This window comes from Sinobaca qinghaiensis (genome assembly GCF_003610495.1).
GTDB classification, from domain to species: Bacteria; Bacillota; Bacilli; order Bacillales; family Marinococcaceae; genus Sinobaca; species Sinobaca qinghaiensis.
In genome coordinates this window covers 56,381-77,861 of the sequence record NZ_RAPK01000006.1, presented here as the reverse complement: position 1 = coordinate 77,861, position 21,481 = coordinate 56,381, and the positions used below count along the sequence as shown (strand labels likewise).

The following is a 21,481-nucleotide window of genomic DNA, read 5'->3' as shown; positions in this document are numbered from 1 at the left end:
TTCAGAAAGGAAGTCATCATGAAATACTCTATGCGTTGTGCTGTTTATGAAGAAATGATTGCTGCCTTAAAACGTCCTCCAAGAGGAATTGAGGATATGCTTTTGCATGCCTCATACAATACAAAAGTAGCTGGTATCGCACCATTTTATGGTTATTATCTCTATCCCCATGAATGGCTTCATCAGTCATTGGAAAGCGACAGCACCCTGCTGGCTGAGTTAAATGTTGCCATGGCTATTGCACTTGATGCCCCAACCCTGGAAGCAGATCCTAAAATGTCGCTGTATTTTTCTCTTATTGCATCACGTGCCAGACAAAACGTCTGCGAGCACAGTCTTCAGGTAGCTTTTAAAACTACTATGCTTTTCCAAAAATATGTTTATCTGCATCATAAAGTGTCGATTCTGGCTGAAGATCATTCATTTAATATCAGAAAATATAGAAAATTCTTAAAAAACGCCGCTTCTCAAAATTAATTGTTACTGGGTATTTTTACTACTTTTATTTTCTATCCTTTAACGAAGGCATCGCTTTTCCTCGCGGAAAAGCGATGTTTTTATGGCCGGTCTATTGCTCCATCATCTGAATTAGATTGCCGCACGTATCGTCGAAAACCGCTATAGTAATCCCCCCCATTACGGTCGGCTCCATTGTAAAGGTCACCCCTTTATTTACCAGCCGTTCATATTCTTCATGAATGCCTGTTACGCCAAACATCGTTACAGGAATGCCATCAGCAAATAATTTCTCCTGATATTCTTTAGCAGCCGGATGGTTATTTGGTTCAAGCAGCAGCTCGGTCCCCCTCTGGTCATCCGGCGATACAAGCGTAATCCATCTGAATTCTCCTGCCGGCACATCCTGCTTTTTCACAAAACCCAGCACATCTGAATAAAACGCTAAGGCCTTATCCTGATCCTGAACAAATATACTCGTCACAATAATTTTCATATTTGTATGGCCTCCTTTGATTTTTATAATATATGAGAATCAATAAGCTGATCTATGCAAAAAGAATTTGTGTGCATTTATTAATACATACTGTACATTATTCTGAATAGTTCCACAAAATCCTGGTGTTTATTTAACTGTTGTTATACTATTATTTTCAAAGTATGACAGGTCTGGAATACAGCAAAAAGCTACACCAACTTTTCTCATTTCAATCCTTCATCATGTTTTTTAAGATGGCTGATGAAAGTTGCGTGACAAGAAAAGACGCATTAAAAATCGTTCAAATGCGGGCAGCCGATAAGAAAAAGCCTTCGAAGAGAAATGATTTCTCTTCGAAGGCTTTTAAAATTGGATAACCGGGCTGTTTCTATAGTAAAATAAGCCGTAAATATCGCTTAATGAACGGATGTAATTAATTCTTATTATAAAAGTTATCAATAAAAAGGAGACAACTTAATAATGAAACGAGCTATTGTAGCAGGAGCATCCGGTATAATTGGAAGTCATATTATTCAGGAACTCGAACAGCTGGAAGATTGGGAAGTAATAGGCATTTCACGGAGAAAACCCTTTAAAAGTGAAATAGCAGAATATATATCAATGGACTTAACAAATTTTGACGAAACAAAAGAAAAAGTAAAAGAACTTGGTAATATTACTCACGTATTCTATGCAGCCTATCAGGACTTCCCCCCTTTTTCCAAGGAACAAATCGATATTAACACGACCATGTTCGAGAATATTGTGAAAGCCGTTGAAGAAACAAGCTCTGCCTTGGAGCATGTGACATTAATGCAGGGGGTCAAAGTTTACGGCGTACATTTAGGAGAATTTAAAACGCCGGCCAAGGAAAACGATTCCCGTCATATGCCGCCTAACTTTTACTATAACCAGGAAGATTTTATACGAGCTCATCAAAAAGAGAAAGAATGGAATTGGACGATTCTTCGTCCGGACGTAGTAGCGGGCATTGCCGTGGGCAATCCAATGAATATTTTAAGTGTTATTGGAGTGTATGCTGCGGTTTCAAAAGAATTGGGACTGCCGCTTCGTTTTCCAGGTAAAAAGAAAACCTATGAAGCGTTAGCTCAAATGACAGATGCTTCTCATCTAGCTAGAAGTTCGGTCTGGGCTGCTCTTACTCCTGATGCTCATCAAGAAGTATTTAATATTACGAACGGAGATATATTCAGGTGGAAGCATCTTTGGCCAAAAATTGCCGAGTACTTCGAGATGGATTATGAAGAGCCGCTCGAACTTCCTTTAACAGAAATGATGCCCGCACAAGAAGAAGTGTGGAACACTATTGTAAAAAACAATCATTTACTTGAGGTTCCCTACGAAAAAGCAGCCGGATGGGGTTTTGGAGATTTTGTCTTTAAGTGTGAGTACGACGTGATTTCTGACGTTAATAAAATAAAAGATTATGGATTTACAGAAACAATTAATACGGAAAAAAGACTTCAGGAGCTATTCAGTGAAATGAAACGAGAAAAAATTCTGCCGTAAATAATAACAAATTACTATTCCTATGAAAATTCGACACCACGATGTTATGGCTGATGCCTTTTTGTCCAATAAAAAAAGCCTTCGAGAAGAAACAATCTCTCGAAGGCTTTACTTATGAATATTATAAAAATGCCAACGCATCAAGCGACACCGAGCCGGGACCCATAAGTGCAATGCCAAGCGCAACAGCGATTAATACGACATTGTATTCAATACCGCCCTTGTCAGAAAACAGGCCGTTTTTCCGGGTGACCGTAACAATGGCTACAAGCATCGGCACAATGATCAGGATGGCAGCCAAAGGAGTGAACAGTCCGAGTAAAAACAGGATGCCCCCGATAAATTCTCCAAGTCCGGCCAGCAGAGCCATTTGCTTACCTGGTTTGAGGCCGATCTGTTCAAAGAATGCCCCTGTTCCTTCAGGACCGCCTCCCCCGAACCATCCAAATGCTTTCTGTGCACCGTGAGCCGCAAAATATAAACCAACTACTATTCTTATAATTAAAAGTCCAACTGCTTCCATTACTAATTCCTCCTGCGTATTTTTTATACGTTATTTTTAAAATGAAAATTGACATAAAAAAAGTCGAACGTATTCGACTTTTTCTCATCAAAATGCGCTAAAAATCATATTGGTTTTCTCGTATTTGTTCAAACGTCTGTGTCAGTACTACCGTGTCTTCTGCCAGGCGGTCCAGCCGGTCGAGGACATCCGTATTAATAATCTCTTTTTGGTGGAAATCTTTTTCTTCAATAAATACATATGTCTGCACAATTTGAGCCTTCATATAAGATAGAATCGGCTTGAGCTGCAGGTCTGCGACCAAATAGTGCTTGGCGGAACCTGCCGTGATGAGCATACTTACTGTTTTGTCACGAAAAGCATCAACCGGCAGCAGATCAAACACGTTCTTCAGCGCACCCGGCAGGGAAGCCTGAAAGATCGGCATGCCTATAATGATAGCATCTGCTTCCATCAGCTCTTTTGTAACATAGCCGGTATCTCCTTCATAATCCAGATAATTGCGGCCGTCGCTGAACTGCATGTCATATTCTGCCAGGTCGATTATATCTGTTTCTATACCGGGATACTTTTCATTTACTTTTTTTACCGCTTCATTCATCGCGGTTCTTGTCTTCGATCCTACCTGCGAACCGGACAATCCTATTAGCTTCATCGGTTATTCTCCTTATTTTTTCGCCGTATATTTTTTAACTGCCGGCAGAATCGTGTCACCGATCAGTTCGATGTTCTTTCTGATTTTATCCATTGGCATACCGCCGAAATCAATTTGGGCGACGTAGCGCTGGTGCCCAAACACTTCATGCTGGTGCAGAATTTTTTCAATAATTTCCTGAGGACTTCCTGTATTCATAATATTATGAGGTTCTGCTCCCTGGGCAAACAGCTGCTTTGGGAAGCCTCCGCCATTGGTGCGTTTCATGCCTTCGTTAATATGCGGATACAGGTCTTTCAATGCCTGCTGGGTCGTTTCGGCTGCATAAAAGAATCCGGCTGTTGCTACAGGCAGCTGGGCTGGATCGTGACCGCCTGCCCGGGCTGCATCTCTGTAGGCATCAATCGTTTGTTTGAACCGGTCCGATGAGCCTCCCAGATGTGCCATAAACATCGGCACTCCGGCATAGCCCGCTTTCATTGCGCTCGCCGGCGTTCCGCCGACGGCACGCCAGATAGGAAGGGATCCTTCTACCGGACGGGGCAGCACTCTGGCATTTTTTAAAGAAGCCCGGAATTCCCCTTCCCAGTTTACGCTTTCCTGTTCGTTAATCTGCCGGAGCAGATCAAATTTTTCTTCATATAATGCCTCATAGTCCTGGACGTTGTAACCAAGCAGGTCAAACAGTCCGATCCGGGAAGCACGCCCCGCCACGATCTCCGTACGCCCTTTGGAAATTAAATCAACCGTCGCGAAATTCTCGTATACCCGGACAGGGTCGGACGTGCTGATTATCGTCGAAGAGCTGCCAATTTTTATTTTATTAGTAGCCTGGGCGATGGCGGAAAGAACGACCGCGTGTGCCTGTGTGGCGAAGTATTCCTGATGGCTTTCCCCGACGCTGAAGAAATCCAGGCCTGCCTGCTCGGCAAGTGTGGCATATTCAATTAATTCATGAACCCGCTCCTGCGCGGATATTCTTTCTCCCGTGTGGGGATCGGGCAGATGATCTCCAAGTGTATATATACCAAACTCCAATCCGTTTTCCGGATGAATGCGATATTTTTCCATGAATGTAAGGACCGCCTTTCTATTTATCTTCTCTAATGCTATTATAGTTAACAGAAAGCATATAAGTAAGTACGTACTTTAAAGTGCCATAGTATTAAAAAATATACTAAGGAGGAATAACCGATGGAAAAAAAACCGGAAAACTGCCGGGTTGATAACGCACTGGAGATTATTGTAGGAAAATGGAAACCTATTATACTTCTTCACCTTCTGCAGGAGGGGACAAAGCGGCACGGCGAGCTGAAAAAAAACCTGCCGGACATTACCCAGAAAATGCTTACCAAGCAATTACGGGAACTGGAAAAAGAAGATATTATTGAACGAAAAGTCTATTCACAGATTCCTCCTAAAGTGGAGTATTCCATAACAGATTATGGCAGAAGCCTTGAACCTATTCTTGATGCGATGCATCATTGGGGAACCAATCACTCGCTGCGTAAAAGCCAGAAAGAAGCAATACAAAACGATAAAATCAGCTGATCCACCATGTAACACTTTTACAGCCCAACGCCGGGCTGTTTTTTCAATCAATAGAAAAATTTATACATTCTAGACCCCTGGTATCTCTAACACCAGGGGTCTTTATTATTTTATGGCTGCTTTATGTTCTTATGTTAATAAAGCGAGAAGCTTGTTTATTTTTGCTTCTTGAAGAGGGCGCGAATAATCGCTGTCCATTCGGGCTCCGGATCCGACGTGGTATTCTTCTGCTCCCACCCGGTGATGAAGCTTTTGGATAGTTGCAGTCGTAATGCCTGCTCCCGGCATGATAACAGGGCCGTCAAGCTCATGCTGAAGGGCTGTAAGCCGTGCCAGTTTTGCTTCTGCTTTATCGGAAACAGCCGTTGGCTCTCCTCCGGACGTCAAAATTCGTGTAACTGCAGGAAAATAATGAGCGATTTCCCTATAGCCTTTTTCCAAATCTTCCAGCTCATCAAACGCCCGGTGAAAGGTAACTTCCATGCTGCCGGTTTCCTTGAGCACCCGTTCCAGTACGGCATGATCCAGCTGGCCCTCCGCCGTCAGGCAGCCAAATACGATGCCCGTCACCCCGGCTTTTTTCATGACATGAAGATCTTCCAATATAACGGCCAGATCATCCGCTGAATACTGAAACGACCAGCTGTGAGGGCGCAGCATTGCCGAGACAGAAAGATTGGTCCGTTCGGCTGCCTGTTTTATAGTACCGAAACTTGGAGTCAATCCGCCTTCTTTTATCGCGCTGACCAGCTCGACCCGATCCGCCCCATAAGCTTCTGCCATTTCTGCTTCCTCTGCGTTCTGAACAATTACTTCAAGCTGTACTGCCATGTTTTCCCTGCCCTTCCTCTGCTATACTAGCAGAAGTATACTGTATTTCTTAAGACTCTATTTCGTCGTTCTTATGAGCTTTTACATACTATTATATAGAAAGGATGAGCGTTTGATGAATGTAAAAACTTTTTATGCCTGGTCAGAGAAAAAACTGGATGAGCGGATAAATTATTTTTTGCAGCAAGAAAGCACAGAAATAATAGATATTAAATTTGCCTCTCCGCTCCTCTACTTCAGTGCAATGGTTATCTATATTGAAAAAGACGGCAGCCATCCTTCTTCTTTTGGGTTCCAGAACAGGAGGCAGAGCCAGTGAATATTCATTTGATTGTTTTTATTCACTCTGCCCATGAAACTCATCCCGGCGAAGTGATGACCAAAACCTATTCGTCATCCATCCGCCCTGCAAAGGAAGATATTATCAGCGATAACGGATTCCACCCCGGCTTTCATAACGGATATGAAGTCGTGAAAGTAACCCTGGACTATTCGAAGGATGAATGCTGGGTTTCTTTATCCCCGCTTGCCATTGAAATTCAGGATATTCCAGTGGAGGAATACCTTAACCATTTGAAAAAACACGGCTGGAAGCCTGCTGATAGATTAACATAACACAAACCACCGCTCTCCTTTTGGGAAAACGGTGGTTTGAATACATCATCCGGCTGGTTTATTATTCAGCGCCTATAGTGCCGGCATCAATAACAAAGCGGTATCTCACATCCGAAGCCATTACTCTTTCATACGCTTCATCAATCTGGTCCGCCGAAATTACTTCAATTTCCGAACCAATGCCATGTTCGGCGCAGAAATCGAGCATTTTCTGTGTTTCCGGAATGCCGCCGATCATAGAACCTGCAAACGAGCGGCGTCCGCCGAGCAGGGAAAAGACGTTCAGCGACAATGGTTCAGAAGGTGCACCTACGTTTACCAGAGCACCGTCCACGGTTAATAAAGAAAGAAAAGCATCTACGTCAATTTTAGCGCTGACTGTATTAATGATCAGATCAAATGTCCCTGCCAGCGTTTCAAAAGTAGAGGCATCACTTGTTGCGTAGTAATGATCGGCTCCAAGGCGCAGGCCGTCTTCTTTTTTATTGAGGGTCTGGGAAAGCACTGTAACCTCAGCTCCCATGGCGTTCGCAATCTTCACTCCCATATGGCCCAGTCCGCCCAGGCCGACTACTGCTACTTTTTTTCCCGGTCCGGCTCCCCAGCGGTTCAACGGCGAATAGGTAGTAATACCGGCGCACAGCAGTGGTGCTGCAACGTCCAGCTCAATGCCTTCAGGAATATGAAGCACAAAATCCTCGGGCACTACGATATGAGTGGAATATCCTCCGTACGTATGGTCCCCGTATTTGTCTACGTCGGCATACGTCATCGTTGCTCCCTTCAGACAGAACTGTTCTTCTCCCTTTTTACAGTTCTCACACTCTCCGCATGAATCGACCATACAGCCGACACCAACGCGATCTCCTGATTTATATTTTTTTACGTCCGATCCTGTTTCCATAACGATGCCGGCAATTTCATGACCGGGTATAACAGGGTACGTTTCCTCTTTCCACTCGCTGTGGGCACAGTGAATATCAGAGTGACAGATACCGGCATATTTAATTTCAATCAAAACGTCGCGTGAATCAAGATCGCGGCGCTCTACCGTAATCGGTTCAAATTTTTCTGTCGGACCGGATACGCCTCTTGCATTTGCTTTTATCATTGAATAAAAACCTCCATGTATGATTATGTTTATTTACTAAAAGTAAGACGACAACGTCATTCAATACCCTTTTCCTTCCGACATCAATCACGCCCCCCACTGCCGCAGCTGTAAAATAAAATTTTCCAACACAAAAAAACAGCACCCTCAGGCGCTGTTTTTCTATTCGCTGGTGCATTCATTTTTGGCTTCTTCATGAAGCAGATGAAGCACATCAATACTTAAGACTTCTGCTATTTTGTTTAGTACATTGATGGAAGGGTTCACTACTTTATTTTTTTCCAGATTGCTTAAATAGGAACGTGATAAGCCGGAACGCTCGGCCAGGGCAGTGATCGTCAGCTGATTTTTCTTTCGATAATGATGGATTCGGTTTCCAATCCCAATCATAATGCATTCCTTCTTCTTTATTCATTTTTATGATTCACCGTCAGCATAGATAGCAGCCTCACACTGTCATTGTAGTAATTCCGATCCGAGTCTTCGTAGTCTACCGTCATCTTATCCCACAGCTGATTCAACCATTCCTGTTTCGACTCATCTATAGAAGCACCGGCAGCAAGCGGAGCGGTATAAACCATATCCGTATGCCCGGCCAGAGCTTCTCCTTCCAAAGTGTACCCCGCCTGAAACGAGGCCGGATCCCCATCAGCATGGGTTTCTGCCCATTCGTTTATCCTCTTCAGCTGTTCTCTTACCTGATTGTTTCCGGTAGTCTGGTAAGCTTCCGCCATTCTCCACGGAACTCTTGCTGCATTATAGGAATAATCGCCGTCACTGTCCCGTTCCAAAAACTGCGGCGGAGCCGGACTCCACTGTTCATCTTCGTAAATAAGAAAATCAGGCAGAAGGCCCGTGTCCGGGCTGTGCTCATTCTGGACTTCTTCTGTCGTGTCTACAATCGCTTTTTCGACGTCTTCCCATCTGTTGTCTTCAGCGGCTTCTGCAAAAACGGCAGCGTGGCCGCCCATCCAATCGGACGTTCTTGTAGCTTCACTGTACACAGGATCGTTGCCGCGCACCCAGTCACCGAGAAGAGGAAGATGCGTATCCTCATGAATCACATCGTCCATCAGCGCATTAATAATCGTAACTGCTTCTTCCCGGTAATTAATGGATCCGCTGCTTCCCCATGCTTCATCTGCCAGCAGAAGAGCATAGGCTATATCCATATCCCCGTCTGTGGCGGAACCGGTGATTTCCCCATTATCGTTGATCATGGTGCCATCTCCCTGATCCCTTTGTTTCCATGCCATAAAGGCACTGTTATTTGTAGACGGGTAGTGTTTAAAATAATGATACATGCCGTCAAAATAAGCCTTGGTGTCGTCTGTATAAGCGGCCATTTCTGCTGTAATCAGCATGCCGTAGCCGTGGGCTTCCGATACCGTATTTCCCTGTTCATCATAAGCCACGTAATACATGGTTTCCTCTCCGCCTGAAGCGGTTTTCACATAGGTCTCTGTCCAATCGCTGTATGCGTCGAGAATATCCTGGGAGATCTGCTCTTCCGGCACATGATCCGGCTTGATCAGTGCTTCCTGCTCCTGGGATCGTTCGCAGGCAAGACCGAAAAGGCCGAGAACCGAAACGACCATGAGCATCCATGCTTTTTTTATTTTTGTCAGCATATTTAAATCCTCACCCATTCTCATTAAGATCCGCGTTTTGGCTGTATGGTAGACACTGAGTTCACATTACCTGTGCGCTTCAGTTTATTCCATCCCATTACTCCTCCACGGATGGCGAATACAAAGGATTTCCAGACGACATATGTGAAAAATTGTCTGTATACCAGGCGTTGAATAAACACGGTAACTAACGGTTTTTTGCTTTCATTTTCCAGTTTAAAAGCATACACGGAAACGAGCGTATCCACCAGCAGGAACCCGGCATAAAAGTACAGAACACGCAGGGATCCGGAAGCAAGGCCCAGCAGAAGAATCAGGTCAATAAGCGGCGCAGAAGCGATTAATACATACTGGAACAGCATGTTCGGAGCTGCAATAAAAGTCAGCTTTTTGTTTTTGCCGTCCACCATGGCGCGCTTATGCTTCCAGAAACACTGCAGAATACCGTATGTCCAGCGGTAACGCTGTTTTACAAAGCTTCTCACATCTTCCGGCGCTTCGGTATAAGCGACAGCGTCTACTTCACTTTTAATCAGATAACCCTGGCGAAGCAGCTTCAATGTAACGTCTGTATCTTCGGCAAGCGTATCTTCTTCAAAATAATTTACTTCCTGCAGGGCGGAGTTTCTCCAGCCCCCTACGGCTCCCGGAACGACGCTGATGCATTCTAATTCATCGAAAGCCCGTTTTTCCAAATTAAATCCTGTAACATACTCAATGTGCTGCCACCACGTTAATAAATTTTTACGGTTACCGATTTTCACATTGCCCGATACCGCTCCTACTCGTTCATCAGAAAAATGGCGGACAAGGTTCGTAATCGTGTGTTCATCAATTGTCGTATCGGCGTCCAGAGTAACTGTGATTTCTCCATATACCTCTTTGAAGCCAACGTTCAGCGCAGAAGACTTGCCTCCGTTGGGCTTTTTGATGAGGCGTACGTTGGAATAACTGCCGAACTCCTCTTCCATTACCCTTCTTGTGTCATCTTTTGATCCATCATCGACGACAACGATATCTAAATTAGGATAACGGCTTTTTAAAATGGAACGAATCGTTTTCGCAATAACGGTCTCTTCGTTATAAGCTGCAATCAGTACGCTGACTAAAGGCTGGTACGAGTCATCGAATTCTCTTTTTCTGCGTTTCTGCTTCCAGCTGAAAAAGATCAATACGGCAAGACGAAGCAGTCCTATTCCTATCAGCGCATAAATAAAGTAGGTCACGCCCTCGGTGATGCTTGAAGCTGTAATCGAGCCGCGGCTGAAAAATGGGCTGATTGCTTCTTCAGTTTCAGACACTTCCGGCATGACTTCATCTCTTGACATGCCGATCAGCTCGGCGGATGGAACGATATCGTAGCCTTCCTGTTCCAGCCATTCAATGATCCGGGGAAGAGCTTCGATCGTTGATGTCCGGTCGCCGCCGGCATCATGGAGAAGAATAATATTACCGTCTTCTGCCCGTTCTGTTACTTCTTTTACAATCTGATCGCTTGTTTTATCGCCTTCCCAGTCTCTCGGGTCGATAAGAGAACCCATCAGCATATAATCGAGTTCCTGCGCATGTGAAATTTTTTCCATTGTTTCTTTTGCCGGCACATTGCTTCCTTCATCGTTTGTCGATAAGAACGGCGGACGGAATAACACGGTGGACCGGCCGGTAATACCCTGAATAACGCGCTGAGTGGAATTCAGTTCAAAATCAAATTCCCTGGTGGAACTTTTTTGAATATCTTTATGGCTGTACGTATGATTGCCGATTTCGTGGCCTTCACGATAAATTCTTTCCACAAATTCCGGATGGCTGGAGGCATTCTGGCCGAGTACAAAGAAAGTAGCCGGCGTTTCATGCTCACTTAAAATATCCAGAATCTGTCCGGTGTATTTTGGGTCCGGCCCGTCATCAAAAGAAATAGCTATCTTTTTTTCCGCCTGGCCGTATCGTTCGATGTGATATGGAGTGGAATACTCCAGGTACTCCTGCCCGGTAATCACACTGCCCGTTGTCTCCAGACTGCGTTCTCCGTCCTTTTCGTCCGTGGTTACTTTAAAAACGTCTCCTGCGCCGCCGTCCGTAATAGGAACGATGTTGGGAATAGTTTCGATGGATGAAGGATCTGCTCCATTTTCAAACAAGTTCCAGATCGACGGGTCTTCTGAGCCGATGTTCCATACGCCAATGGAATGAACGTTGTTGGATTTAGCGATCATCATCTGGTTGTAAAAGGTGGAAGCATCCAGAAATCCTATTAGGTGTTCGTCAGATCCTTCTTTATAACGAACATAAGGGGTAAAATTTTTTTCGTCCCACTGGACCTCCAGATTTTGGTTGCCGGCCTGCTGCATAATTTGGGGGAAACTCATTGTTTCCGCAGAAGTATCCTGGGTCACGTTCCAATTATAGCCAAAGTTGGCAAGCGATAATACCAGCTTGTCCTCCGGACCGTCATACTGCTCAAACAATTCCTGCGTCCATTCAAACGAAGCGATCGGAGAACCGGATTTGCTGTTCTCGTTATTCTCATCATAAGCCTGAACAACTAGATGATCCGCATAGTCCGCTAATACTTCTGTATCAAATGTATCATCTTCTACACGAGTATTAAGCGCTACGGTAAGACCCGAATCATGAAAGGTAGTATACAGGTTTTCGGAGAAATCTTCAAATTTTCCGGCATCTTCGTATTCGATATATGTCAGATTCATATGAATCCCATCATACCCGCCGTCCTCTACCATGTCATACAGTTCCTTGATCACTTTATCCTGTTTTTTTGGATCATCCATAAGCTCATCCATTGTTTCTTCTGTTCCGTCATAGGTCAGGGAAATATCAGGGAGGATTTTCACCCCGGCTTCTTTTGCCGCTGCGTCTACTTCGGTATCTGCATTCTTTTCGATCGTAAAATCTTTCGTTAATGTAAACCAGTTGGGAACCAGTGTATCAATCGTAGAAATGTTGCGTTCCAGGGAAAGCTTATGCTGATCTTCTGCATGAAAGCCCTGCTGATAAAAAGCAAAAACATCTGTATTCTGCGATTTCTGTCCTGCTGTTAATTCCAATGGATCTCTATCGTCTGTTTCCGATTCTTCTTCATTACTGCCTTGAGCGAAAGGGGTTAAGATAGGTTCAATGTTGTGGGTACTGACATCTACTGCTGCCATATTAGGCGCCTGCACCAGTGCACGGAGCATGACTCCTGCTATAACCGCCAATGCTATTATAGATAACAGGAAAGTGTATTTAGATATTTTCCATCTCTTTCCTGACTCTTCCATGAAGATAAATTTTTTCGGTTCGTTTTTACGTCGCTTCAACCCGCTCACCCCTACTATTCGTTATATAATTTACTTTTTGTATCATATAACGAACAACAGAAAACGTAAATTCCGTAATAGGCTGAATTTCGAAATTACCTCCGTATTTTCTTCCTTTTTCTCTTAATTACTCCTAATATATAACTATTTGATCTTTATAACGAACAAAAAGTTCATTATAAATTATACATTCGATAAAAAAATACCAGGCCTGACTGCAAAAGCAGTCAAAGGCCTGGTACTTCAAGTGATTAATAGGAGTATCTTGTTTCAATACTGCCGTCTTTTTTATAAATGACAGCTTCCGTTCCCTGTTTTTCAGCGATTTCTTTCGCTCGTTTCACTGCATCGTTCTTCTTATCGTACACTGCTGCAGGCTGTTTTGCGTCCTTTGAGCGAACAGCCCAGCCGTTTTCATGGGACTCGACCAATTCAGCCTTTTCCATTAGCTCAGGCCGGCTTTCATATTCGCTGCTGGACCCCGGGGTTACACGTTCGTTGTCCATGTACTCGTCTATTTCCTGCTTCTCCGCGTCATCGTACCACTTTTCCGCCTGCTTTGTGGCGATCGGAATTGCTTTTCCTTCATCATAGCCTTCATCCAGCATGGCGTTGGCAATATCAATAGCCTTTTTGCGTACAGGCTTTTCCAGATTCTTTAAAGAGGATGGATAATCGTTCATGTTCCAAGGCATCAGTAAAACCTCCTGTTGTAAAGTGATTTTACCTCTTTATAACCTTTTTTCCATTTCTTGAAACCGTACCTCCTACCATCTCGAAGTCAGCATCTTACGTCTCGTATAAAACTCAACACCGTCTTTTCCATTCGCATGCAGATCACCGTAGAATGAATTTTTCCAGCCGGAGAATGGGAAAAACGCCATTGGAGCTGGTACGTTAACGTTTACGCCGAGCATGCCTACTTCAATATCCTCCCGGAACTGGCGGGTCGCATGACCGCTCGAAGAATACAGCACCGCACCGTTTCCGAAATCAGATTGGTTGGTAACATCAATTGCCTCGGTTAAATCCTTCACCCGTATGACCGATAATACCGGAGCAAATATTTCTTTTTTCCATATATCCATCGAGGTCGTTACTTGGTCGAACACCGTCGCTCCAAGAAAGTAGCCTTTGTCCATTCCCCGGGTATCTTCTCTTCCATCCCGGTAAAGGGAGGCACCTTCCCCTTGTCCGCTTTCAATAAAGGAATGTACTTTATCCAGATGGGACTGGCGGATAACAGGACCAAGGTTTACCTGCTCATCCATACCGTCTCCAAGTACGAGCTGATCTGCCGCTTCTTTTAGGTTCTCCAGAAACGTGTCTGCAATATCCTCGGTAACGACAACGACCGAGGTCGCCATGCAGCGCTGGCCGGCACTTCCGAAGGCACCGCTGATAATGCCCTGAATCGTTTTCTCCATGTCACAGTCTTCCAGGACGATAGCGTGGTTTTTTGCTCCTGCAAGCGCCTGGACTCTTTTTCCATGCTGGGCAGCCGTTTTATAAATATATTCCGCAACGGGCTGGGAGCCTACGAAACTAATCGCAGACACATCGTCATGCTCAAGCAGACCGTTCACCACGTCATGCGCGCCATGCACAATATTAAGAACACCATCCGGGAGACCGGCTTCTGTAAACAATTCGACGAGCCGTTCGGCCAGCATAGGCGTCCGCTCCGAAGGCTTCAGCACGAACGTATTTCCGCAGGCAACTGCGAGCGGGAACATCCAGCACGGCACCATCATCGGGAAGTTAAAAGGCGTAATCCCGCCTACTACACCAACCGGATACCGGTACATGCTTGATTCAATGTTAGTCGCAATATCAGGGAGGGTATCTCCCATCATAAGCGTCGGAGCACCGGCGGCAAATTCGACGCACTCAATTCCCCGCTGTACTTCCCCGTAAGCATCGTTATAGCATTTTCCGTTTTCGAGCGTGATAATTTCAGCCAGCTCATCGTAGTTATCCATAAGAAGCTGCTGGTATTTAAAGAGAATCCGCGCTCTTCTTGGTACCGGTACTTTTTTCCATGTTTTAAATGCTTCCTTTGCTGCGGTCACTGCCTGATCGACTTCTTCTGTAGAAGAGAGAGGCACATAAGCCAGTTCTTTCTCTGTAGCTGGGTTGGGCACCACTTCTGTCTGGCCGGAGGTGGACTCTGTCCATTTACCCCCAATAAAATTTTTCAATGTTCTCGCTGTTTGTACTGTCATCGCTATCCGCTCCTTTTAATTAGTATATTCGTACACGTAGGCTTTTTCGTACAATGCAATAATCTCTTTTTCAGTAGGAACAATGGGATTATTTCCGGGGCTGCCGCTCTCCAGCGCATCGGCTGCCATCTTTTCGAGCACCTGATGATACGCATCTTCTTCGATGCCCCATCCTTTCATATTGGGAATCCCCAGCTTTTGGCACAGTTCCAGCACTTTATTGACAAACCGCCCGGCGGCTTCTTCCTCCGGGAGGTCTGCCCATTCCGGATAGATAAAAGCCGCTAGTTCGCTGAGCCTGTACCGGCAGGAGTCACTGCTGTATTCCAAAATGACAGGAAGCAGCATCGCATTGGAAATACCATGCGGCACATGAAACATGGCTCCTATCGGCCTGGACATGCCGTGTACGAGGCACACAGAAGCGTTGGAAAAAGCCATTCCGCCCTGCATCGCACCAAGCGCCATCTGCTCTGCGGCATGCGTATCCTCTTTATCTTCGTAGCTTTTAAGAATGTTATGCATAATCAATTTGGCTGAAGAAAGTGCCAGCTGATCGGAGAATACATGCGCTTTTTTGGAAATATAGGCCTCTATCGCATGCGTCAGCGCGTCCATTCCTGTTGCTGCTTTGATAGATTTCGGTGAACTCATGGACAGATGCGAATCAATAATCGCAGCTTTTGGCATAAAAGCAGGCTGTTTTATCATCATTTTCACGCCGTCTGCGGTATTTGTTATGACCGTCACATCCGTCGCTTCTGAGCCTGTACCGGCTGTAGTAGGGACAGCAATTAACGGCAGGGCTTTGTGTGCTGCTGTTTTTTTATTGTTCATATAATCTTTGATAGCGCCTTCATTATTTGCCAGCACCGCTACTGCTTTGGCTGTATCGATGCAGCTGCCGCCGCCAAGGGCAATAATAACGTCTGCGTTTTCCTGCTTTACCATCTCCAGAGCTTTTTCTACATACGTATCAGTAGGTTCTGTTTCAATGTCCAGAAAAGCTGCAGAGTGCAGGCCGCTCTCATGAAGAGCTTTTTCACACGTTTCCAGGTAGCCTAGTTTCTTCATTATGTTATCGCTTACAATTAATGCCCTGCTTCCTTCTTTTCCTGCCTCCTCCCCGATACTGCCTAAACTGCCGGGTCCATAGACAATCCTTTCAGGAAAATTCATTGTATTTACTTTCATTTGTGGATCCTCCTTTCGTTCTCCCCTTTGTTATTGCAAAGATCGTGCCAATCTGATTGGCAAAAAGGTTTTGCCTGTCAGCACAGGGGTTTTCTTCGTTTTCCACAAACACTTTTAAAAGATTATGCAGAAAACAAAGAAAAAAGTGTAGATTTTAACCTACACTTTTCCCATTTTTGCTACACTTTTTCTTCTATTTGAAAATCTTTGATTTTTTTGTACAAGGTTGTACGATGGATTCCCAGGTCCTGGGCAGCTTTTGATTTGTTGCCTTCATGCTTTTCCAGCGCCTGAATAATAACCTGTTTTTCCTGCTTATGCTGTTCGGATTTCAGTGAATGATTGTCTTCCACCATTCCTGTTTCCCCGTTCAGCCTTGAACTCACGATGTCCGGCAGGTCTTTAAGCGTGATTTCATTTCCATCCACGAGCGTTACCAGCTGTTCGGTTACATTCATCAGTTCCCGTATATTCCCCGGCCATTCATAGGACATAAATGCTTCCAGCGCTTCCTGGTCCATCTGCTTTACTTCTATATTGTTTTCCTTGCTGAAACGCTGCATATAGTGGCTGAAAAGAAGCGGAATATCTTTGGGACGCTGGCGGAGAGGCGCTACGTCCACCGGGATCACGTGCAGGCGGTAATATAGATCTTCCCGGAACGTGCCTTCTTTTACCCGTTTTTCCAGATTGGCGTTTGTAGCGGCGATAACTTTTACGTTTAAAGGAATCTGGGCTAGGCCGCCAACTTTAGTTACGGCACGTTCTTCCAGTACCCGCAGGATTTTCGCCTGCATCGGCAGGGACATGTTGCCAATCTCATCCAGAAAAATCGTTCCGTTGTGAGCTGCTTCAAATTTACCGGTATGTCCCTCTTTTTTGGCTCCTGTAAAAGCTCCTTCTTCATAGCCGAAAAGCTCCGATTCCAGCAGGTGTTCCGGAATAGCAGCGCAGTTTACGCTGATAAACCCGCCTTTTCTTCCGCTTGTCAGATGAATGGCCTGGGCAAACAGTTCTTTTCCCGTGCCGCTTTCTCCGGTAATTAATACGGTAGCATTCGTTCTCGCTGATTTTCTGGCAGTGCTCTTGCTTTCTTTCACAACACGGCTTTCCCCTATAATGTCCTCAAATCGATGAAGGTGAGACTGGCCCCTTGTCTGCCCTTCTTCGCTTTCGAACGGTGCTTCCACATTCATATCAGCGGCATTTCCGAGAATGCGGTACAGTTCGCTTACCCCTTCAAAAATCAGCATTCCAACTGCACCGGCTATTTCTCCGTCTTCCCAGATCGGAAGGCGGTGGACTACCATTTTCTGGCCCTGGATAACCTGGATTTCGCCTTTTTCCGGTATGCCTGTCCGTACTACTTCGTGAAGCCGTGTGTTTTCAATAACGTCTTCTGCCGGGCGTCCCGAAACATCTTCATCGGGATCAATTCCAAGAAAGCTCCGGTACGCCTGATTCATCTGCTTGAGGCGCCCTTCTTTATCGACCACGGCAATTCCTTCGTAGGCACTTTCAAGAATAACCTGGGCTATGTTCCGCTGCTGAATTAAATTAGCATACTCTTTTTCAAACCATGCTGCCGGCGTAATAACGCGCCGCGCCTGTCCTTTTTTATTTACAATAACAGCAGGCAGATTTTCCACCTGCAGGGAGGCAGTGTCTTCTTCCTGAATCGTATAGACTTCTTCAAGCCAGCCTTTTTTCACTTTTTTATCAAGACTTTTTTCTTTTTCCAGATGGCTGTACAGTTTTTGTTCATTGATCCAGCCCGCCGGTTTTCCTTTTGCATCGACACACAAAACCGGATCGCTGCTGTTTACTGCTTTCTGTTTCAATATATCCGTCACTTTCGCGTCTTCCATCATCACAAAGGAAAAGTTGTGCTCTTTTTTCGACGCTTTTGTTTTTGCCATTTTTTTGACCACCTCTTTTTATTTTACTTCCATCCGTCTCTTGTTGTTTTTATCGACATCGTTATAGTTTATGTACCCCGTTTATTGATTTTATAAAACGAATACGTTTCACGTGAAACGTTGAAGAGCGTTTTCATGTTAAACTATACTTACCTACATTTGCCATTAAAGGAGGATTCTTTTGCCAGCCTATAGCTACGTTTCCCACTTATACTGTCCTAAATGCAGCAAGACTTACTCTATTAACGAACCCCATAACCTCTGTGTCTGCGGCTCGCCGCTTCTCACAGCGTATGATCTCGATTCCCTTAATGTACAGTACCAGAAATCCAGCCTGCGAGACCGGGCGCCTACTTTGTGGCGCTATCATGAGCTGCTTCCGGTAAAAAAAGAAGAGAACATAGTTTCTATGGGGGAAGGCATGACTCCTATTCTTCCCATGAAGAAATTGGCAGAAGAATTGGACATTAAGCAATTGACGATGAAAGATGAAGGCTTAACTCCCACCGGTTCCTTTAAATCCCGCGGTGCCGCGGTCGGAGTATCCAAAGCCAAAGAACTCGGTATCAAAGAAATCGCGATGCCTACAAATGGAAACGCGGGGGCCGCCTGGTCGCTGTATGCCGCCAGAGCCTCTATTACCTCGCATATTGTCATGCCGGTGGATGCACCAATTGTTACAAGAAAAGAGTGCGCCGCTGCCGGCGCGGATCTTCATCTGGTAAACGGCCTCATCAGCGATGCCGGAAAGATTGTGGCCCGTTCCGTTGAAAAGTACGGGTGGTTTGATGTATCCACGCTTAAAGAACCGTACCGGATTGAAGGCAAAAAAACGATGGGATTTGAGATTGCAGAGCAGCTGCAGTGGAAGCTTCCGGATGTTATTTTGTATCCAACCGGCGGCGGAGTGGGCTTAATCGGCATTTATAAAGCATTTAAAGAGCTGATGGAGCTCGGCTGGATTCTATCTTCAAAAATGCCCAGGCTTGTGGCGGTCCAGGCAGAAGAATGCGCCCCTATCGTAGAGGCATACAAACAGGGGAAAACATCTTCGGAATTCTGGCCGGAATCCAGGACCGCTGCTTTTGGAATAAATGTACCTAAAGCGCTCGGAGATTTTCTCGTTCTCGAAGCTATTTATGAAACGGGAGGCTGTGCTGTTGCTATAGATGATGCCCGTATTTTAAAAGAGCAGCGTCACGTAACCCGGACCGAAGGAACCTTCATCTGTCCGGAGGGTGCCGCCCTCTTTTCTGCGGTCCGTGAACTGAGAGAAGACCGCTGGATTAAACCAAACGACTCTGTTTTGTGCCTGAATACCGGCATGGGCATTAAATATCCAGAAACGATAGAAGCAAATGCATCTGTTCTCAAACCGGGCGATACTTTATAACCGTCCCTCATCTTTTCATCAAAACTGTCTTAAGAGTACCCGCTCTCTTTAAGACAGTTTTTTTCCCATATCAATAACTAAGAAAGGAGAAAATGCAATGACAGGCCGCCAGCGGAAAATTACTGCCTATTTGTACGACCAGCAGAACTACGTAGCCATTCAAAGCGTCGCTGACTTTATTGGATGCTCAGAAAAAACGGTTCGTACGGAATTAAAAGCCATTAATGAGTACATTGAAGCTCATCAGTGGGGAAATCTCGTCCGCCGGCCGAGCCGCGGTATACGCTTTAACCCTTCTGAAGAAAAGCAGGCCCAGATCAAGGAGCAGCTGTTTTCTATTGAAGAAAAAAATCAGCTTTCCTCTAGAAAAGAGCAGATTTCCATTCTGCTCCGCCTGCTGCTGGATACGAAAAAGGAATGGACTATTAAACAGCTGAGCGAAGAGTTTTATGAAAGCCAGGCTGTTATAAAAGAATTATTAAAAGAAGGCAGTGAGCGCCTGCAGAAATACCGGTTGAGTATTCAGTTAAAGCCAAACGTCGGTGTTTCTGTCATTGGACCGGAAACAGGCCGCCGGGCAGCTATGGCTGATCTTGTCCGTGAGTCTTTAAAGGAAAATCACCCTATAAAAGAATGGTTTTCCCCCTTTGACTGGGAGGCAGTAAACAAAATGATAAAAGGGCTTGAACAGCAGTCTTCTTTTTTCTATACTCATGCGTCCCGGGAAACGTTATTAATTCACATACTGCTGGCTGTTAAACGAATCATGTGGAAACGCTGCGTCGCCTACCCGGCAGAGTCCATTGATCTGAAAAGAATAGAAATGAAAAAAGCAGCACAGCTCGTCAAAGAACTCGAAGCTTACTTTCAAATGACATGGCCGCCGGCCGAAGTATATTATTTGTCCATTCATCTTCGCAGTGCGAGGCTTGAACTGCCCTCTGCAGAAGGCTCCAATATTTTTGAAAAGCTTCAGATAGACCCGGAAACGATCCGTTTTACCCACCATTTAATTGAAATAGTAACTGCTGTTACCGGACATCCATACGACAAGGACAGCGACCTGTTTCGGGACACAGCGGCCCATCTTCACAGCAGTACCGCAAGAATCGATCATCATTTCAGCCACCATAACCCCATGGCTTCGGAAATAAGAAAAATGTATCCTTATTTGTTCGAAATGATTATCGAAGCATTGGCGGAGCTCGAGCCTGCCAAAGAGTGGCCGCTCGAAGAAATAGCTTACCTGACGATTCATTTTCAAGTGTCGCTGGAGCGGTCCAAAAAAACATCGGCTGACTATATGCGGGTGCTTATCGTCTGCCCGATGGGTATGGGCATGTCTCGTCTTCTTCAAACAAAGCTGGAACGGAAATTTCATTCGCTGCAGACAGTCGGCTGTACAGCGGTGAAGGAAGCAGAACGATTTGATGAAGACCGTATTGACATCATCATTTCTACAGTGCCGCTTCAGAGAACGGACGTGCCGATAGTTGTTGTCTCTCCTTTTCTAAAACAAGAAGAACAGCAGCAAATACACCGCATGGTAAATACGTTAAAAAACAACAGCCATAATGTTCTGCAGGAACTTATTTCTTCTCCGGCCCATATTCACTTTCTACAGGAATCCAATCACATAAAAGCCATTACTCACTTAGCCGGCTTTCTTGAAGAGACCGGCAAAGTAACTCCTGCTTTTGTGGAGAGTGCCATCAACCGGGAAAAAAAGTCGTCTACGTTTATCGGAGGCGGTGTTGCCATCCCCCACGGAGATCCGGCTTTTATCAAGATTCCTTCGGTCGCGGTTGGTATCTTTTCCGATCCCATTGACTGGAATGGCTCTTCAGCTGCCATTGTGCTGCTGCTGGCGGCTGATCTACAGGAAGGCGGGAAAGTAAAAAAATTATTTGAAGAAATTTCAAAGCTGTCCGACTCGCCCGACCGTGTAGCCCGCATCAAAAGCCTGGCCGATGCCGAAGCGGTTTTTACTTTATTTTGACGATTAATTTCAAATTACCGCATCTTCCGGAAAGATAACGCTTTCATTAA

General features: G+C 45.2%; 20 protein-coding genes. 7 read left to right on the top strand and 13 right to left on the bottom strand.

Features of this window, described 5'->3' with window-relative positions; all coding sequences use genetic code 11:
- Positions 1-18 precede the first annotated feature (18 nt).
- On the top strand, positions 19-477 hold the full coding sequence (locus ATL39_RS00705; protein ID WP_120191363.1) for a hypothetical protein: 459 nt from the start codon (positions 19-21) through the stop codon (positions 475-477).
- 91 nt (positions 478-568) lie between these two features.
- On the opposite strand, the gene ATL39_RS00700 is transcribed toward ATL39_RS00705, so the two are convergent.
- Positions 569-952, bottom strand: a complete 384-nt coding sequence (locus ATL39_RS00700; RefSeq protein ID WP_120191362.1) for a VOC family protein — start codon at positions 950-952, stop codon at positions 569-571.
- Between the two features lie 462 nt (positions 953-1,414).
- On the opposite strand from ATL39_RS00700, the gene ATL39_RS00695 reads away from it, so the two are divergent.
- On the top strand, positions 1,415-2,464 hold the full coding sequence (locus tag ATL39_RS00695; protein WP_120191361.1) for an SDR family oxidoreductase: 1,050 nt from the start codon (positions 1,415-1,417) through the stop codon (positions 2,462-2,464).
- 121 nt (positions 2,465-2,585) lie between these two features.
- On the opposite strand, the gene ATL39_RS00690 is transcribed toward ATL39_RS00695, so the two are convergent.
- The 3 genes from ATL39_RS00690 to ATL39_RS00680 form a co-directional block, all read right to left on the bottom strand.
- Positions 2,586-2,987 carry a DoxX family protein gene (locus ATL39_RS00690; protein ID WP_120191360.1) on the bottom strand — a complete coding sequence of 134 codons (402 nt, stop codon included), beginning with the start codon at positions 2,985-2,987 and terminating at the stop codon, positions 2,586-2,588.
- A 97-nt stretch (positions 2,988-3,084) separates the two neighbouring features.
- Complete coding sequence (locus ATL39_RS00685; protein WP_120191359.1) at positions 3,085-3,642, bottom strand: NADPH-dependent FMN reductase; 558 nt, start codon at positions 3,640-3,642, stop codon at positions 3,085-3,087.
- A gap of 12 nt (positions 3,643-3,654) precedes the next feature.
- Positions 3,655-4,713 (bottom strand): LLM class flavin-dependent oxidoreductase, encoded by a 1,059-nt coding sequence (locus tag ATL39_RS00680; protein WP_120191358.1) that lies wholly within the window; start codon positions 4,711-4,713, stop codon positions 3,655-3,657.
- Between the two features lie 123 nt (positions 4,714-4,836).
- Here ATL39_RS00680 and ATL39_RS00675 point away from each other — a divergent pair, with 123 nt between their 5' ends.
- The gene (locus tag ATL39_RS00675; RefSeq protein ID WP_120191357.1) at positions 4,837-5,193 is read left to right on the top strand and encodes a winged helix-turn-helix transcriptional regulator; all 357 of its coding nucleotides are present in this window, start codon (positions 4,837-4,839) and stop codon (positions 5,191-5,193) included.
- A gap of 129 nt (positions 5,194-5,322) precedes the next feature.
- Here the strand turns inward: ATL39_RS00675 and ATL39_RS00670 are convergent, their stop codons facing one another.
- Positions 5,323-6,024, bottom strand: coding sequence for a copper homeostasis protein CutC (locus ATL39_RS00670; RefSeq protein WP_120191356.1), 702 nt, complete (start codon positions 6,022-6,024; stop codon positions 5,323-5,325).
- A gap of 115 nt (positions 6,025-6,139) precedes the next feature.
- Between ATL39_RS00670 and ATL39_RS00665 the strand changes: the two genes are divergently transcribed.
- Positions 6,140-6,343 carry a hypothetical protein gene (locus ATL39_RS00665; protein ID WP_120191355.1) on the top strand — a complete coding sequence of 68 codons (204 nt, stop codon included), beginning with the start codon at positions 6,140-6,142 and terminating at the stop codon, positions 6,341-6,343.
- Positions 6,340-6,639 carry a hypothetical protein gene (locus ATL39_RS00660; protein ID WP_120191354.1) on the top strand — a complete coding sequence of 100 codons (300 nt, stop codon included), beginning with the start codon at positions 6,340-6,342 and terminating at the stop codon, positions 6,637-6,639. Before ATL39_RS00665 ends, ATL39_RS00660 begins: the two co-directional genes overlap by 4 nt.
- A gap of 61 nt (positions 6,640-6,700) precedes the next feature.
- Here the strand turns inward: ATL39_RS00660 and ATL39_RS00655 are convergent, their stop codons facing one another.
- From ATL39_RS00655 to ATL39_RS00620, 8 genes are all read right to left on the bottom strand, one after another.
- A complete protein-coding gene (locus ATL39_RS00655) occupies positions 6,701-7,750 on the bottom strand; it encodes an NAD(P)-dependent alcohol dehydrogenase (RefSeq protein ID WP_120191353.1) in 1,050 nt (349 codons plus the stop codon).
- Positions 7,751-7,912: 162 nt separating this feature from the next.
- Complete coding sequence (locus tag ATL39_RS00650) at positions 7,913-8,140, bottom strand: helix-turn-helix domain-containing protein (protein ID WP_120191352.1); 228 nt, start codon at positions 8,138-8,140, stop codon at positions 7,913-7,915.
- A gap of 17 nt (positions 8,141-8,157) precedes the next feature.
- The gene (locus ATL39_RS00645; protein ID WP_170146791.1) at positions 8,158-9,381 is read right to left on the bottom strand and encodes a family 8 glycosyl hydrolase; all 1,224 of its coding nucleotides are present in this window, start codon (positions 9,379-9,381) and stop codon (positions 8,158-8,160) included.
- Between the two features lie 23 nt (positions 9,382-9,404).
- Positions 9,405-12,701 carry a trifunctional glycoside hydrolase family 18/polysaccharide deacetylase/glycosyltransferase family 2 protein gene (locus tag ATL39_RS00640; RefSeq protein ID WP_120191350.1) on the bottom strand — a complete coding sequence of 1,099 codons (3,297 nt, stop codon included), beginning with the start codon at positions 12,699-12,701 and terminating at the stop codon, positions 9,405-9,407.
- A 251-nt stretch (positions 12,702-12,952) separates the two neighbouring features.
- Positions 12,953-13,396, bottom strand: coding sequence for a DUF2188 domain-containing protein (locus tag ATL39_RS00635; RefSeq protein WP_120191349.1), 444 nt, complete (start codon positions 13,394-13,396; stop codon positions 12,953-12,955).
- 72 nt (positions 13,397-13,468) lie between these two features.
- A complete protein-coding gene (locus tag ATL39_RS00630; protein WP_120191348.1) occupies positions 13,469-14,926 on the bottom strand; it encodes a CoA-acylating methylmalonate-semialdehyde dehydrogenase in 1,458 nt (485 codons plus the stop codon).
- A gap of 15 nt (positions 14,927-14,941) precedes the next feature.
- The gene (locus ATL39_RS00625; RefSeq protein WP_120191347.1) at positions 14,942-16,120 is read right to left on the bottom strand and encodes an iron-containing alcohol dehydrogenase; all 1,179 of its coding nucleotides are present in this window, start codon (positions 16,118-16,120) and stop codon (positions 14,942-14,944) included.
- Between the two features lie 179 nt (positions 16,121-16,299).
- Entirely contained in the window at positions 16,300-18,039 is a 1,740-nt protein-coding gene (locus ATL39_RS00620; protein ID WP_120191346.1) for a sigma-54 interaction domain-containing protein, read from the bottom strand.
- Between the two features lie 181 nt (positions 18,040-18,220).
- On the opposite strand from ATL39_RS00620, the gene ATL39_RS00615 reads away from it, so the two are divergent.
- Together ATL39_RS00615 and ATL39_RS00610 are read left to right on the top strand one after the other, a co-directional pair.
- The gene (locus ATL39_RS00615; protein WP_120191345.1) at positions 18,221-19,432 is read left to right on the top strand and encodes a threonine synthase; all 1,212 of its coding nucleotides are present in this window, start codon (positions 18,221-18,223) and stop codon (positions 19,430-19,432) included.
- Between the two features lie 97 nt (positions 19,433-19,529).
- The gene (locus ATL39_RS00610) at positions 19,530-21,431 is read left to right on the top strand and encodes a BglG family transcription antiterminator (RefSeq protein ID WP_120191344.1); all 1,902 of its coding nucleotides are present in this window, start codon (positions 19,530-19,532) and stop codon (positions 21,429-21,431) included.
- Positions 21,432-21,481 lie beyond the last annotated feature (50 nt).